The sequence below is a fragment of the gamma proteobacterium SS-5 genome, assembly GCA_009497875.2.
In the GTDB taxonomy this organism is placed as follows: domain Bacteria; phylum Pseudomonadota; class Gammaproteobacteria; order Chromatiales; family Chromatiaceae; genus Magnetovirga; species Magnetovirga frankeli.
On sequence record CP032508.2, the window covers coordinates 814,032 to 829,481 of the forward strand.

General features: G+C 59.2%; 11 protein-coding genes and 1 pseudogene. 10 read left to right on the top strand and 2 right to left on the bottom strand.

Annotation, left to right across the window (positions count from 1 at the left end; all coding sequences use genetic code 11):
• Positions 1-175 precede the first annotated feature (175 nt).
• The 4 genes from D5125_16995 to lexA all read left to right on the top strand — a co-directional run bounded on the left by D5125_16995 (position 176) and on the right by lexA (position 6,482).
• On the top strand, positions 176-322 hold the full coding sequence (locus D5125_16995) for a hypothetical protein (protein ID QPB72228.1): 147 nt from the start codon (positions 176-178) through the stop codon (positions 320-322).
• On the top strand, positions 319-4,551 hold the full coding sequence (locus D5125_08945) for a PAS domain S-box protein (protein QFY89601.1): 4,233 nt from the start codon (positions 319-321) through the stop codon (positions 4,549-4,551). The genes D5125_16995 and D5125_08945 overlap by 4 nt, the downstream gene beginning before the upstream one ends.
• Before the next feature lie 310 nt (positions 4,552-4,861).
• Positions 4,862-5,938 carry a TRAP transporter substrate-binding protein gene (locus D5125_08955; protein ID QFY89602.1) on the top strand — a complete coding sequence of 359 codons (1,077 nt, stop codon included), beginning with the start codon at positions 4,862-4,864 and terminating at the stop codon, positions 5,936-5,938.
• A 79-nt stretch (positions 5,939-6,017) separates the two neighbouring features.
• Positions 6,018-6,482: a repressor LexA gene (lexA, locus tag D5125_08960; GenBank protein QFY89603.1), complete on the top strand. Its 465-nt coding sequence runs from the start codon at positions 6,018-6,020 to the stop codon at positions 6,480-6,482.
• Positions 6,483-6,702: 220 nt separating this feature from the next.
• On the opposite strand, the gene D5125_08965 is transcribed toward lexA, so the two are convergent.
• Both D5125_08965 and D5125_08970 read right to left on the bottom strand, forming a co-directional pair.
• Complete coding sequence (locus D5125_08965; protein QFY89604.1) at positions 6,703-7,704, bottom strand: hypothetical protein; 1,002 nt, start codon at positions 7,702-7,704, stop codon at positions 6,703-6,705.
• A gap of 33 nt (positions 7,705-7,737) precedes the next feature.
• Positions 7,738-8,088, bottom strand: coding sequence for a helix-turn-helix domain-containing protein (locus tag D5125_08970; protein ID QFY89605.1), 351 nt, complete (start codon positions 8,086-8,088; stop codon positions 7,738-7,740).
• A 268-nt stretch (positions 8,089-8,356) separates the two neighbouring features.
• Between D5125_08970 and D5125_08975 the strand changes: the two are divergent.
• From D5125_08975 to D5125_09000, 6 genes and pseudogenes are all read left to right on the top strand, one after another.
• A pseudogene (locus tag D5125_08975) lies at positions 8,357-8,539 on the top strand (helix-turn-helix domain-containing protein).
• 114 nt (positions 8,540-8,653) lie between these two features.
• Positions 8,654-10,786, top strand: a complete 2,133-nt coding sequence (locus tag D5125_08980) for an SAM-dependent DNA methyltransferase (protein ID QFY89606.1) — start codon at positions 8,654-8,656, stop codon at positions 10,784-10,786.
• Positions 10,786-11,856 (top strand): DUF1016 family protein, encoded by a 1,071-nt coding sequence (locus D5125_08985; GenBank protein QFY89607.1) that lies wholly within the window; start codon positions 10,786-10,788, stop codon positions 11,854-11,856. The genes D5125_08980 and D5125_08985 overlap by 1 nt, the downstream gene beginning before the upstream one ends.
• Positions 11,853-13,271 (top strand): restriction endonuclease subunit S, encoded by a 1,419-nt coding sequence (locus D5125_08990; protein ID QFY89608.1) that lies wholly within the window; start codon positions 11,853-11,855, stop codon positions 13,269-13,271. The genes D5125_08985 and D5125_08990 overlap by 4 nt, the downstream gene beginning before the upstream one ends.
• On the top strand, positions 13,268-14,734 hold the full coding sequence (locus tag D5125_08995) for a putative DNA binding domain-containing protein (protein ID QFY89609.1): 1,467 nt from the start codon (positions 13,268-13,270) through the stop codon (positions 14,732-14,734). The genes D5125_08990 and D5125_08995 overlap by 4 nt, the downstream gene beginning before the upstream one ends.
• A 191-nt stretch (positions 14,735-14,925) precedes the next feature.
• A complete protein-coding gene (locus tag D5125_09000; GenBank protein QFY89610.1) occupies positions 14,926-15,438 on the top strand; it encodes an Appr-1-p processing protein in 513 nt (170 codons plus the stop codon).
• The last annotated feature ends 12 nt before the right edge of the window (positions 15,439-15,450 follow it).

Sequence of the window (15,450 nt, forward strand, 5' to 3'; positions counted from 1 at the left end):
GTCGCGCAGCGACGCAAAATTCTGTCTTCTGTCTTCCGTCCTCTGTCTTCAGGCAGAGGGGCTGAGCAGTAACCTTTCCTTTTCAGACTTCAAACTTCACCCTTCAAACTTACTCCTCATCTCCCGCCCATGTCGTGTTTCTTCCAGGCCCCTAAGGTGAGACACTTGCAGCATCATGATCAGCGTGAATACCAGCCGCCTCCTGCCCGACCGCTCCCGACGTTGTTTTCCGCAACCGCTGGGCGGGGCGCGGCTGAGCCTGTCGAATGATCCGCAGTTGCTGGCCTGCGGTCGTTTTTTGCCCTGGGAACAGCACGCATGACCTTCTATCGATCCATCGCCTTCTTCCTGCCTGCCGCCATTGCCCTGACCGTGGTACTGGGCAGTATAGCCGCCCTGGGGTTCGGCCTGGAGCAGCGCATGCAGGAGTACCGTAAGGATATCCAGCGTGAGCTGCGGATGCGCGCAGGCCAGCTTGGGCGCATGGCCGAGACCCTGCTGCACAGCCAGCCGGAGCTGCTGGAAAAGGAGCTGATGTTCATCGCCACCGCGTTGGATGCCAGCGTGGCCCTGTTGATCGATGCCGATGGCCGCATCCGGTATGCCCACGACAGCCGTTGGAAGCAAGATCCCGTGCAGCAGCTGCTGCCGCACCTGAGCCAGCAGCGGCTGGACCAGGTGGCCGAGGGCTTCAGTGCCGAACTGCGCCAGCACCCGGAGCGGGAGTACATCGAACTGCTCAGCCCCTTCGCCTATCCCGCCGCTGGCGCGGATGGTGGCGGTCAGCGGGTCGGCTTCGTCTATTTGGCGCGGGACTTCCAGGCCGACCGGCAGCGCGTGCAGCGGCAGGAGCTGTGGCATCTGCTGCCACTGCTGTTGCTGGTGATGGTCTCGGCCTCGGCCCTCAGTCTCTGGCTGCACCAGCGCCTGGCCCGGCCGATTCGCGCCCTGGCCCGGGCCAGCCGCCGCCTGGGGGAAGACCTGCACAGCCGCATCCCGCTCAAGGGGCCGGGGGAGATCAGCGAACTGGCCCAGGCCCTGAACGACATGGCCACGCGCCTGTCGGCCCAGCAGGACGCCCTGGAGGAAAACCTGACCCTGGTGCGGGCGATCCTGGAGCAAGCCCCGGTGGCGATCGAGCTGGCCGACCCGCAAAGCCAGCGTCTGATCGACGCCAACCCGGCCAGCTGCCAACTGCTGGGTTATGCCGAGGATGAACGCATCGGACAGAACATGCGCGCCTTCCAGACCGAGCTGGCGGGGGAGTGCTGCGACCCGCTCGGTAAGGCCCGTTTCACCACCCAGTACCGGCGCAAGGACGGCAGCCTGATCGATGTGGAGGTCAACCTGACCCGGCTGACCCTGCAGGGCGAGGACTACCTGCTGGCCATCTGGCACGATATCACCGAGCAGGTACGCATGCAGGCGGAGCTGAAGCGGCACCGCTATCACCTGGAGCAGGAGGTCAAGCAGCGTACCGCCCAGCTGGTCGCCGCCACCCGCCGCCTGGAGGAGAGCAACGAGGAACAGCAGGCGGTGTTCGATGCCGCCAACTCCGGCATCGTCTTGGTCAAGAACGGCGTGGTGACCCGCGCCAACCGGCGCATCTACGGCATCCTCGGCATCGAGGAGGGCAACCTGGTGGGCCACAGTACGGCCGGTTGGTACCTCAGCCCGGAGGACTATGCGCAGATGCAGGCGGAGGCCTACGCCCAGATCCTGGACGGCCAGCCCCACGCCCGCGAACAGCGCCTGCGACGCAGCGACGGCACCCTGTTCTGGACCCGCATGACCGGCCGCGCGGTGGACGTACACAACCCCGAGCAGGGGGTGGTTTGGGTGATCGACGATATCACCGAGGAGCGCATGGCCGCCGAGGCCCTGGGCCAGTCCTACCTGGAGCAGCAGGCCATCTTCGACACCGCCGGTTCCGGTATCGCCCTGATCAAGGAAGGCACGCTGATGCGCTGCAACCGCCACATGCACGAGATGTTCGGCTGGCCGGAGGGGAGCATGATCGGCCAATCGGCGCGCATCTGGTATGCCGATGCCGAGGCCGACCGCATCGCCGAGGAGCCCTACGCCCTGATCTGGGCCGGCGAGACCCACTGGCGCGAGCAGCAGCTGCAACGCCGCGACGGCAGCCTGTTCTGGGCGCGCATGGCCGGGGCCGCGGTGGACGTGCAGGACCGCAACAAGGGCACCGTCTGGGTGATCGACGACATCACCGTCGAGCGCGACGCCATCCAGGGCATGGCCGAGGCCAAGCGCCTGGCGGAGTCGGCGGCGCGCACCAAGGCCGAGTTCCTGGCCAACATGAGCCACGAGATCCGCACCCCGATGAACGCCATCATCGGCATGTCTCACCTGCTGGAACAGACCGAGCTTGAACGCCGTCAACGGCAATATCTGAAAAAGCTCGGGGCCTCCGCCAAGCACCTGCTCGGCATCATCAACGACATCCTCGACCTGTCCAAGCTGGAGGCGGGCAAGATGGCGGTGGAGCAGATCGACTTCGACCTGGAGGAGGTGCTCACCCAGGTCACCGACCTGATCAGCGAACGGGCCGCCGCCAAGGGGCTGGAGCTGATCCTCTGGGTCGAACACGAGGTGCCCCGGCACCTGCTCGGCGACCCCCTGCGGCTGGGCCAGATCCTGATCAACTTCAGCTCCAACGCGGTGAAGTTCACCGATCAGGGCGAGATCAGCCTGCACGTCAGCCAGCAGCGCCGCCAGGACCGGCGCGTCTGGCTGCGCTTCGAGGTCAGCGATACGGGTATCGGCATCAGTGAGGAACAACGCCGCTGCCTGTTCCAGCAATTCCAGCAGGCCGACTCCGGCACCACGCGCAAATACGGCGGCACCGGCCTGGGTCTGGCCATCTCCCGTCAGCTGGCCGAGATCATGGGCGGCGCGGTCGGCGTCAGCAGCAGCCCAGGCCAGGGCTCCTGCTTCTGGCTGGAGCTGGGCTTCGACGACCGCAGCCCGCAGGACAAGGCCCTGCCCGACCCGGCCCTGGAGCGCCGCCGCATCCTCCTGGTGGTGGTCAACCAACACGCCCGCCAGGCCCTGAGCGCTACCCTGCGGGGGATGAACTTCGATGTCAGCGCCTTGGCCGATGCCCCCAGCGCCCTGCAGCAGGCGCAGCAGGCCGATCAGGCCCAACAACCCTACGAGGTTGCCCTGATCGACACCCAACTGCCCGGCCCCGGCGGCATCGACCTGGCGCGGGGGCTGCAACGGACGCTGAAGGATCAGGCCCCGCAGATCGCCCTGTTGAGCAATCAGGAGGATCTGGAGCTGGTGCGCGAGGCCGCCGAGATGGGCATCCACCAGGTGCTGGCCAAATATGCCAGCCCATCCAGCCTGTGGGACACCATCGCCCAACTGCTCGGCGTGGAGCGGCAGACCCGGCGTAAGTCCGAGCGCCAGGCAGGCCCCGACCTGAGCGGGCTGAGCGGTGCCCGTGTGCTGCTGGTGGAAGACAACGAGATCAATCAGGACGTGGGGCAGGAATTGCTCAGCCAGGCCGGGCTGCAGGTGGACCTGGCGGAAAACGGGGCCCTGGCCCTGGAGATGGTGCGCGCAAGCCAGGCCGAAGGGGGCTACGACCTGGTGCTGATGGACATGCAGATGCCGGTGATGGACGGCCTCAGCGCCACCCGCGCCATCCTCCAGCTGCCTGGCTGCGCCGACCTGCCCATAGTGGCGCTCACCGCCAACGCCCTGCAGGGCGACCGTGAACGCTGTCTGCAGGCCGGCATGAAGGGCTATGTGGCCAAGCCGGTGGACCCGGCACGGCTCTGGGAGCAGGTGCTGGCCTGGTGCCGCCGCCCTGATCAGACAGCCGGGGCAGGGTCGGCTCAGGATCAGGCAGCTAGGGAGCCTGTCGCTGGCGAGTCCAGCCAGGCCGTCGAGCTTTCAACCGGCCAGGGTCTGAGGCAAAAGCTGGCGGACCTGCCCGGGCTGGACATCGACCTGGCGCTGAAGCAGGCCCTGGGGCGGGAGAAGCTGCTGGCCACCGTGCTGCAACGCTTCATCGACAAGCAAAAGGATTTTGCCGAACAGATCGATCAGGCCCTGCGGGCAAACGACAGGCGCAGCGCCGAGCGCCTGGCCCACACCCTCAAGGGTAACTGCGCTCAGATCGCCCTGGAGCCGTTGCGGCAACAGGCAGAAGACCTGGAGCGCAGCCTGCGCCAGGCCAAGGAAGGCCCCGAGCAGGTGCAACAACGCATCAGGGATATGCAGCTGCCCAAGCTGATCGAACAGCTGCAACAGCGCCTGCCCCAGCCAGAGCCAGAGGTCGAGCCGGAGCCCAGCCCGGAGGATCAGGCGGCCACCCAGGCGGCCATCGCCGAGCTGAAACTGGATCTGGAGCAAAACCGTATCGACAGCCTGGAATGCCTGCATCGCCACGAGGCACAGCTCGCCCAGGCCCTGGGGCAGGACTACAAGCAACTCAGCAACAGCGTGGAAGGCTACGACTTCGCCGCCGCCCTGGAGATTTTGCAGAAGGCAGAAATCAGGGGGCAGAAGACGGATCTTTGAGGCGCTGTGCGACAGATGAATAACCTGGTGCAAAACAGCCTTCAGCCATCAGCCATCAGCCTTCAGCCATCAGCCTTCAGCATTCAGCCTTCAGCCTTCAGCCTTCAGCCTTCAGCCTTCAGCATTCAGCCATCAGCCTTCAGCATTCAGCATTCAGCATTCAGCCATCAGCCTTCAGCATTCAGCCTTCAGCCATCAGCCCCCTGTCTTCTGTCCCCTGTCCGGGTTAGGATAAGACCTGGCAGCTGGCAGTCTTTCATTGCCCAGGGTATCCCATCATCGTTAGGCCTATTCGAGGTAGAGAAATCCCATGAAAAAGAAACTTCTGAAGTACGCTTTCGCCCTGACCCTGAGTGTTACCACGCTATTTGCGGCCCCCTTGCAGGCGGCCGACAAGGTTTACCGGCTGAAGCTGGCGGAGACCTGGCCGACCAACTTCGGCGTATTCAGCCATGTTGCGCGCAACATGGCCAAGCTGGCGGAGGAAATGTCCAATGGTCGGCTGAAGATCCGCATCGACTCGGCCAACAAGCACAAATCGGCCATGGGCGTGTTTGATATGGTGCGTGCCGGTCAGTACGACCTCAGCCACACCGCCTCCTACTACTGGAAGGGCAAGGACTTCCGCACCCAGTTCTTCACTACCATGCCCTTTGGCATGACCGCCACCGAACAATACGGCTGGTTCTACTACGGCGGCGGCATGGAACTGATGCAGAAGGTATATGAGCCCTATGGCATGATCTCCGTCCCCGGAGGCAATACCGGCATCCAGATGGGCGGCTGGTTCCGCAAGGAAATCAACTCAGTGGAAGATCTCAAAGGGCTCAAGATGCGCATCCCCGGCTTTGCCGGCGAGGTCCTGGCCAAGCTGGGTGCCAGCCCCACCAACATCGCCCCCGGCGAGATGTACACCTCCCTGGAGCGCGGCACCATCGACGCCCTGGAATGGGTCGGCCCCTCCATGGACCTGCGCCTGGGCTTCCACAAGATCGCCCCTTACTACTACACCGGCTGGCATGAACCGGCCACCGAGCTGCAATTTCTCATCAATAAAAAGAAGTTCGACAGCCTGCCCAAGGACCTGCAACAGATCCTGCTCACCGCGATGAAGGCCTCGGCCTATGACATGACCATGGAATCGCACCACCTGTCCGGTGCCAACTGGGCAAGGATGAAGTCGGAATACCCGGATGTGCAGGTCAAGTCCTTCCCCGCCGAGGTCATGGCGGCGCTGAAACAGGCCAACGATGAACTGCTGGCAGAGGCGGCCGCCGCCGACCCCCTGACCAAGGAGATCCTGGATTCCCAGAGCGCCTACCTCGAGCAGGTACGCCAGTGGACCAACATGGCCGACCGCGCCTACCTCAACAGCATGGCCGAGTAAGCCCCGGTCGCGCCCCGCCCCGGCCGTTTGCCCCTGGGGCAGGGCGCAGGGCAGCAGCAATTCCGATACGGAGCGAGCCGTGAATAATCTGTTCTACCTCAACCCCAATCGCCAGCAGCCCCTGTGGCACCCCGACCTGCAGCCCCTGTTCACCGAGGCCGACGAGGTGGTCGAGATCCCCCTGCTGGGCTATGTCAGCGCCGGCCAGCCGGTGGATATCCCTGAGGAGCGCGAAAACGTTCTTATCCCCAAGGGGATGCTGCGTAAAAACAGCTACGCCCTGCGTGTGCGCGGCTACTCCATGGTCGATGAAAACATCCAGGATGGCGACATCATCGTCATCGAAAAACGCGAAACGGCCGCCAACGGCCAGACCGTGGTGGCCATGATCAACGGCGAACAGGTCACCCTGAAGCGTTTCTACATCGAAGCCGAGGGCATCCGCCTACAGCCAGCCAATCAGGCCATGCAGCCCATCTACCTGCGCCATGAACAGGTGCAGATTCTCGGCATAGTCTCTGGCGTGATTCGGCATTGCCAATAACTGGAGGTAACTGTTAAAGAATCCCCCCTGGCCCCCTTTTGCAAAGGGGGGAATTTGCCCTTGGCTGTCTTTTGCAAAGGGGGATTTGCGTCCCCCGCCGAGGGATGTGGTTGTCCTCCCCCTTTATCAAAGGGGGATTGAGGGGGATTTTGGCGGTCGAGAGGGACGCTCTGTAATGACCGGTTACACTCCCATGGGATATCTAATAGGTGCCTACCTTTCAGAATTCTCCATCTCGAACCAGGTTACCCTTACTGATTACCTTGATGATCTTGGGTTGAACCGGTTCGTTGTCCGGCAGCAGTCCTTTGCCTTTCTCAATCACCTTGGCAGCGACACTGGTCAGCTTGCCTAATGTGTCCGAACCGGCAAGTGCCTTGCTGTCATCGTAATAGTCAAACCAGGGCAGGTCGGCTTCTGTGTAATCCTTGGCCGTTGCAGGTTGATGTGGTGGTTGATGCCCGGTAATCATCTGGTATTGCTCACTGTTGGCCAGGTGGATGAAGCACCGGAAACCATTGTCCTGATCCCAGGCATCAATGCCGTACTCGTCCTCATAAATCTCCTGCCGCATCAAGCCGCCTGGTGCCAGACCCATATCCAGGGGGGCGGATTCGCAGACAGATCGACGAAGAAATGCCGGCATATCAAGGTAGTCCATGTCCGCTTGCACGGTTCGCTCGAAATGCTCGACGTAAATGTCATGCTTCATCGGGTAGACAATGATCTGAAGTCCGCCATGTTCAGCCTTACCCGTAATCTGCTCTTCGGCCGTGAAGCCTTCACCCAGGGGCATGGCGACAAACTGCCGTATAAAATCCTCCGAGACGTTGAAACCGTCCAGCCAGGGCTGTTCCGGAATCACTGCATAGTCCTGCGGATCAGCCGAAAGCCCATTGCTCCAGGTCTCCCCGGAAACCGCATTGATCTTGCCGGCGGCAATCTTGACGGCACAGGGGTAGTCACCAGAGAAATTGATCCACAGTGCCTCTGACTGATACATGGGTATGAAGACGCCACCATGCGTCCGCCATGTATCAGGCAACTTGTTGGCAAAGTCATCCACGTGCTCCACCGGGAATCGGCCCAGGCCGGGGGGCAGTGGGTATTCCCGGTTGTCATCCGGGATCCGCAGGGTGCGCTGGAAGTCGATGCTGCACGCCGCTTTTTGGTGGACCTCCGGAAACCGGAAGCTCAGTTGGTTGTTCAGTAGTTCGATCATTGTCTTTTCTCCCCTGAGTCGATTTTTCAGGTGTTACCAGTCGCCATCACGGACATCCCGGGCAATACGCAACAGAGCATGATCCGGTGCGGATTTGAGCTGGCGGATCAGGTCCGCGAACAGTTGCGGACGCTTACGGATGATCTCCTGTAAATCCAACGATACCTTCCCGGCCATTGCCAGCAGCACGTCCGGGTCTTCGCCGAGTTCCTCGGCCAATGCCCGGATCTTCGCCTCCGACGGTGGTGCCACATCCCCGCGTTCTATCTTGCTGAGGTAGGCGGGTTCCACACCAATTCGCTGGGCGACCTGCCGGACGGAGAATCGTCGGTCCTGTGGTTTCAGGGCCTCACGATGCTTGCGGATGTATTCTCCGAATGTCATGTGTACTATATACTACACATAGGGGGCTTTGGCAAACTAGCGAGATAAGGGCGTGAATGGGGGTAGGGGTTCATTGAGTAACTGCTAGCCTATAAACTCGTCTCATTCAGATAGTGATCTGGTCAAATCGGCAATAATCGGTTGACTTTGGGCGCTAAACTGCATAATTTTCAATCATCTGATTCAGGTGGCGGAGGCTGGTTACTCCAGTGTCTGTTGTTCGCAGACCTATGACGTCTTAACTCATGGTTCATAAGGAATCTGAGGAATGGTTGAGATGGAAGACCGCTGGTTATCAATAATCGAGATTTGCAAGTACCTCGGGGTCAGTAATGACACCCCGTACAAGTGGATCGACAAGCATGGTATGCCCGCCCACCGCATGGGTCGTCTTTGGAAGTTCAAAAAAGATGAAGTGGACGCTTGGGTCAAGGCTGGCGGCGCGGCCGAGCCTGCGGACAAAATCGCCGGGAGCGATTTTGGACGTCCGAAGGACGCCCGCAGGGTGAGCGCCAAGGATGGCGCGAATCAAACCGACAAGAAGCGCAAGGAGTAACAGCGGGCTATGAACCATGTGATCCACAACAGCATCGTAAATTTTATCTGGGGTATCGCCGACGACGTGCTGCGCGATGTTTATGTGCGCGGCAAGTACCGCGACGTGATCCTGCCGATGACGGTCATCCGCCGTCTCGACGCGCTGTTGGAGCCGAGCAAGGAAAAAGTCCTCGGCATGAAGAAGCAGCTTGACGGGGCCGGGATTGCCAACCAGCACGCCGCGCTCTGCCAGGCCGCAGGCGAGGCCTTTTACAACGTCTCGCCCTTTACCCTGCGCGACCTGAAGAACCGCGCCAAGCAACAACAGCTCAAGGCCGATTTCGAAGCTTATCTGGACGGCTTTTCACCCAACGTCCAGGAGATCCTCGGCAAGTTCAAGTTTCGCAACCAGATCCCCACGTTGATCGAGGCCGATATCCTCGGCCACCTGATCGAGAAGTTCCTCGACGGCCGCATCAATCTCAGCCCCAAGCCGGTGCAGGACGTGGACGGCAACGAGATCCTTCCGGCGCTCGACAACCACTCCATGGGCACCATCTTCGAGGAGCTGATCCGCCGCTTCAACGAGGAGAACAACGAAGAGGCCGGAGAGCATTTCACGCCCCGCGACGTGGTCAAGCTCATGGCCGACCTGATCTTCCTACCGGTGGCCGACGACATCGAATCGGGTACCTACCTCGTTTATGACGGTGCCTGCGGCACCGGTGGCATGCTGACCGTGGCGGAAGAGCGCCTGGCCGAGCTGGCCGAAAGCCACGGCAAGGATGTCTCCATCCACCTCTTCGGCCAGGAGGTGCAGCCGGAAACCTACGCCATCTCCAAGGCCGACCTGCTGCTCAAAGGCGAAGGGGCCGAAGCCGAGAACATGAAGTACGGCTCCACGCTCTCCAGCGATGCCTTCCCGTCGCAGGAATTCGATTTCATGCTCTCCAATCCGCCCTATGGCAAGAGCTGGAAGACCGACCTGGAGCGCCTGGGCGGCAAGGGCGATATCAAGGACCCGCGCTTTGTCACCCAGCACGGTGGCGACCCGGAATACAAGATGATCACCCGCTCCTCGGATGGGCAGCTCATGTTCCTGGTCAACAAGCTCGCCAAGATGAAGCACACCACCCGCCTCGGCAGCCGCATCGCCGAGGTCCACAACGGCTCGTCGCTCTTCACCGGCGACGCAGGTCAGGGTGAGAGCAATATCCGCCGCTGGATCATCGAGAACGACTGGCTGGAGGCCATCATCGCCCTGCCGGAGAACATGTTCTACAACACCGGCATCGCCACCTACATCTGGGTACTGGCCAACCGCAAGAGCGAAGAGCGTAAAGGCAAGGTCCAGCTCATCGACGCCACCGAATGGTTCGTGCCGCTGCGCCGCAACCTCGGCAAGAAGAACTGCGAATTCTCCGAAGAACACATCCGCGCTATCTGCGACCTGGTGGTGAATCCGGTCGAAACCGGGAAATCTAAGATCTTCCCCAACGAGGCCTTCGGCTACTGGAAGGTAACGGTGGACCGTCCGCTGCGCCTCGCCGTCGACCTGGACCCGGCCCGATTGGAACGGTTTGTGAAAACCTGCACCAAGGCCAAAGAAGAGCCGCTGGCCAACCTGGCCCGTCGCGTGGCCGAGACGCTCGGAGCCGGTCCGCATCTAAATTTCAACGCCTTCATGGACGCCTGCGCCACCGATGCCGACAAGCACGGGGTGAAACTCACGGCCAAGCGTAAAAAGCTGCTGCAAAGCGAACTCTGCGACACCAGCGAGGACGCCGCGCCGGTGCTGAAGAAGGTTCACAAGCCGGGCAAGGCCACGCCCGACCCCATCCACGGCTTGTTCAAGACCGAGGTGGGCGGCAAGGCCTGCGTGGTCGAGTACGAACCGGATACCGCCCTGCGCGACAGCGAGCAGGTGCCGCTGCTCGAAGAAGGCGGTATTGTGGCCTTCTTCCAGCGCGAGGTGCTGCCCTACACCCCGCATGCCTGGATCGACCCGAGCAAGACGCTGGTGGGCTACGAGATTTCCTTCACACGCCATTTCTACCGGCCCGCGCCCATGCGCACCTTGGATGAAATTAAGGATGACATCTATGCCCTGGAGCAGGAGACCGAGGGGCTGCTGGGGCAGATTGTCGGGGAGGCGGAGTAATGAAAAAGGTCACAAAGTCCGCCGAATTTGGGGGTTTGGATTCGGGTTTCAGCGGCGTGCTGTTGAACGATATCAGGGGCTTGATAAAGGAAACTCGCGCGCAGGTGGCAACTGCCGTCAACGCTGGCCTGACGCTGCTCTACTGGCGTATCGGTAAGCGAATTAACGAGGAAATTCTCAACCGAAACAGGGCCGAGTATGGTACACAGATTGTCTCCGCAGTGGGGAGACAATTGGAGTTGGAGTTCGGACGGGGATTTTCTGAGAAGTCTCTTCGGCATATGATCCGGTTTTCCGAGGTGTTTTCCGATGAGTTAATTGTCAACGCATTGCGGAGTCAATTGAGCTGGACCCATTTCAAGTCGATCATTTATCTCGATGATTCGTTGAAACGTGACTTCTACGCTGAAATGTGCCGAGTTGAAGGTTGGAGCACCCGCACTCTGCAAAAAAAGATCGGCTCCATGCTCTATGAACGTACTGCCCTGTCTCGCAAGCCTGAAGAACTGGCCCGGATCGAACTGGATGCCTTGCGGGAAGAAGACATCCTGACCCCTGATTTGGTCTTTCGCGATCCCTACTTCCTTGATTTTCTCGGACTCAAGGACGCATACCTCGAAAAAGACCTCGAAGCCGCCATCCTGCGTGAGATGGAATCCTTTCTGCTCGAACTGGGCGCGGGGTTCTCCTTTGTTGCCCGACAAAAACGCATGACCGTGGATGACGACGATTTTTATCTGGATTTGTTGTTTTTTCACCGTGATCTCAGACGGCTAATCGCCATTGAACTGAAACTGGATATATTTCGGCCCGACCATTTTGGGCAAATGTCCCTGTATCTGCGCTGGCTCGATAGGTACGAGCGCAAGCCGGGCGAGGAAGCGCCGCTGGGTATCATCCTCTGCTTCGGCAAGGATGACGAACGGATCGAGCTACTGGAGCTTGGGCAGTCAGGCATACATGTAGCCGAATATCTGACCGAACTGCCGCCCAGGGAATTGCTACAGGAAAAACTCCATGCCGCCATCAAGATGTCGCGCAACCGGCTCGGAAACAAGGAGGCGGAATGATGAAGCTGACCCCTTATCCGGAATACAAGAACGCAGATGTGAGCTGGCTCGGGAGTATTCCTGCACATTGGCCTGAGAAGCGGGCAAAGTATTACTTCAAAGAGATTGATGATCGCTCCCAGACAGGCGATGAAGAAATGCTCTCGGTGTCGCACATCACCGGAGTGACTCCGCGCAGCCAGAAGAACGTGACCATGTTCAAGGCCGAGTCGAATGTCGGTCAGAAACGTTGCCAACCCGGTGATCTGATCATCAATACGATGTGGGCCTGGATGTCTGCATTGGGCGTCTCGAACCACGATGGAATTGTGAGTCCCGCCTATGGCGTTTATCGGCCAAGAAGCAACCAGGATTACGACTACTACTATCTCGACAGCCTGTTGCGGATTGAAGGATATCGATCGGAATACATTTGCCGGTCAACGGGCATTCGCTCTTCCCGACTCAGACTCTATCCCGATAAATTTCTGAGCATGCCGGTGGTTTGCCCCCCGCAGGAAGAGCAGCAAGCCATTACTCGATTCCTGAAGGCGCAAGACCGCTTGTTCCGCAAGTTCATCCGCAACAAACGGCGACTCATCGAACTGCTCAAGGAGCAGAAGCAGAGCGTCATCAACCAGGCCGTGACCCGGGGGCTTGATCCCAAGGTCAAGTTCATGCCCAGTGGCGTGGAATGGATCGGAGATATTCCGGAGCATTGGGAGGCAACGAAACTCAAACGCGTTGTCAGCTTCAACCCATCAAAGTCTGAGACACGAGCGAATCCGGCGGATGAAGAAAAGGTTGTCTTTCTTCCGATGGAGAACATCTCCGTCAATGGGGATATCGACTGCACCGAAAAACGCACTCTGTCCGAAGTCTGGAATGGATTTACCTATTTCCGACGCGGGGATGTGGTTGTCGCGAAAATCACGCCCTGCTTTGAAAACGGCAAGGGAGCTTACCTTGATAGGCTTGAATCTGATTTCGGCTTTGGCACTACCGAACTGATCGTTCTTCGCCCCACAAAGGCAATTGACGGTGCTTTCCTTCGGTTCCTCACATCAACCAAACAGTTCCTGTTGCTGGGCGAGCAATACATGACCGGCGCGGCTGGACAGCAGCGGATTCCATCGGATTTTGTGAAAAATTATCCAATTGGTTTGCCACCAATTGATGAGCAACTGGAAATTCTTGAACGCATCCAGGAAAAATCGGCAGAGATCGACCAGGCCATTATCCGCGCCCAACGCGAGATCGAGCTGATGCGCGAATACCGCACCCGGCTGATTTCCGATGTGGTCACCGGTCAGGTGGACGTGCGCGGCATCGAGGTGCCGGAAATTGCCGGGGAAGAGCCTCTGGCGCTGGATGAGGACACCGATGAGTCCGATGACGTGATCGATGACGCGCTGGAATTGGAGGTTGAGGAATGACCATCGACCGGCCCACCGAGTACCTCATTGGGCTTGTGCATGAACTGCGCAAGCTGCCCACCGAAACAGAGTGGGTGGAGTTTAAACACAACAATGCCGATCCGGAACAGATCGGCGAATATCTGTCAGCCCTGGCCAATTCTGCGTCACTCCTGGGTAAGGTCAATGCCTATCTAGTCTGGGGTGTGGATAACGAAACCCACGACATTATTGGTACCACGTTCAACCCCACGGCTACGAAGGTCGGCAACGAAGAGTTGGAGAGCTGGCTGCTGCGGTTGCTGGACCCCAAGATCAATTTTCGTTTCTATACGCTGGAAATCGATACCAAACCGGTGGTCCTGCTGGAGATTGGTGCGACTTTCCGCCATCCGGTGCGGTTCAAACATCAGGAGTTCGTCCGCGTCGGCTCCTACAAGAAAAAGCTGAAGGACTATCCGGAGAAAGAACGCGCGCTCTGGAGGGTATTCGATCAGGTTCCCTTCGAGCGCGGTGTCGCCGCCGAACACGTCTCCAGCGAGAACGTCCTGAAGCTCCTCGACTATCCCGCCTATTTTGACTTGCTGGAGCTCCCACTGCCCGATGGTCGTGCAGCGATTCTGGATGCCCTGGCTAAAGACGAATTGATTCATGCCTGCGATGCCGGGGACTGGAACATCACCAATCTCGGCGCGATCCTTTTTGCGAAGAAGTTGGATGATTTTCCCGGACTCAGGCGCAAGGCTATGCGAGTGGTCCATTACAAAGGACGGGGTCGGGTTGAAACCTTGCGGGAGCAGGTCGGTGGCAAAGGCTACGCCAACGGTTTCGAAGGCTTGATTGGTTTCATCATGGCACTGGTGCCCACCAATGAAGTGATCGAACAAGCGTTGCGCCGGACGGTGCCCATGTTCCCGGAGCTGGCGGTTCGTGAGCTGGTAGCCAACGCACTGATTCATCAGGATCTGTTCGTGACCGGTGCGGGGCCGATGGTGGAAATATTCGACGACCGGATGGAGATCACCAGCCCCGGCGAACCGCTGATTGACACTCAGCGTTTCGTTGATACGCCGCCGAAATCCCGTAATGAGGCACTCGCCTCCCTGATGCGGCGCTTCCGCATTTGCGAAGAGCGCGGCAGCGGTATTGACAAGGTGGTGGACCAGGTCGAGTTTTACCAGCTTCCCGCCCCGTATTTTGAGGCGCTGGAGGGGTTTACAAGGGCTGTGCTCTTTGCCCACAAACCACTCAATGAGATGGACAAAGCAGACCGCGTGCGGGCCTGCTACCTGCATGCTTGTCTGAAGCGGGTGATGCGCGACTACTTGACGAATGCCTCACTCAGGGAGCGGTTCGGCGTAGCGGAGAAGAACAAGGCGGCGGTTTCCCGATACATCCGAGAGGCAGTCGAAGACGGCGCAATCAAGCCGTTTGATGAAAAAGCCCCGAAGAAATTGATGAAATATGTTCCGTTCTGGGCCTGAGTTTTCGTTGATGGGTAATTGATGGGCACTGGCACAGCTGCGGAAGAAAAGGCGTAACATATTGAATTTAAATGCATTGATATGAAGATATTTCATTGATGGGTAATTGATGAAAGGAGGTTGAGAGAGTGCCAGACAACAAATACAGGTTGACCGTAACTTCAGCAGATCAGGCATCCTTGGTAGCCCTGATGCACCGCTATTTGAGTGGACTGCTCGATCCATTGGTAACGCTGCTTGAAGTTCACAAGCTGATGTATTTTATGCAGGAAGCGGGTGAACCGTTAAAGCTCCGTTATCAGAAAGCTCCTTATGGTCCCTATGCCGAGAATCTTCGGCATGTGTTGAATGCTATTGAGGGACATCTGGTTTCCGGCTATGCCGATGGCGGCGATGCGCCGGACAAGCCGCTTCAGCTTGTGCCGGGGGCGATAGAGGATGCTACCGAATTTCTCAGTGAGCATGCTGAGACCAGGCAACGATTCGAGCAAGTCACAAAATTGGTAGAGGGTTTCGAATCTCCCTTCGGGCTGGAATTGCTGGCCACTGTGCACTGGGTGATGAAGCATGAGCAGGCCGATTCCGTGGATGAAGTGGTTCGCCGTATTCATGCCTGGAATGAGCGTAAGCTGCAATTCACCCCACGCCAGATCGGTCTTGCTGTCGATGTATTGTCGCAGAAGGGCTGGGTTAATTCACATTAGCCGCGAGGGAGC

Bases quoted from the DNA above. Each gene is read 5' to 3' on its own strand.
- D5125_08980 (QFY89606.1), top strand. From the start codon at position 8,654: ATGAACCATGTGATCCACAACAGCATCGTAAATTTTATCTGGGGTATC.
- D5125_16995 (QPB72228.1), top strand. From the start codon at position 176: ATGATCAGCGTGAATACCAGCCGCCTCCTGCCCGACCGCTCCCGACGT.
- D5125_08995 (QFY89609.1), top strand. From the start codon at position 13,268: ATGACCATCGACCGGCCCACCGAGTACCTCATTGGGCTTGTGCATGAA.
- D5125_08945 (QFY89601.1), top strand. From the start codon at position 319: ATGACCTTCTATCGATCCATCGCCTTCTTCCTGCCTGCCGCCATTGCC.
- D5125_08990 (QFY89608.1), top strand. From the start codon at position 11,853: ATGATGAAGCTGACCCCTTATCCGGAATACAAGAACGCAGATGTGAGC.
- D5125_09000 (QFY89610.1), top strand. From the start codon at position 14,926: ATGCACCGCTATTTGAGTGGACTGCTCGATCCATTGGTAACGCTGCTT.
- D5125_08955 (QFY89602.1), top strand. From the start codon at position 4,862: ATGAAAAAGAAACTTCTGAAGTACGCTTTCGCCCTGACCCTGAGTGTT.
- D5125_08965 (QFY89604.1), bottom strand. From the start codon at position 7,704: ATGATCGAACTACTGAACAACCAACTGAGCTTCCGGTTTCCGGAGGTC.
- D5125_08970 (QFY89605.1), bottom strand. From the start codon at position 8,088: ATGACATTCGGAGAATACATCCGCAAGCATCGTGAGGCCCTGAAACCA.
- D5125_08985 (QFY89607.1), top strand. From the start codon at position 10,786: ATGAAAAAGGTCACAAAGTCCGCCGAATTTGGGGGTTTGGATTCGGGT.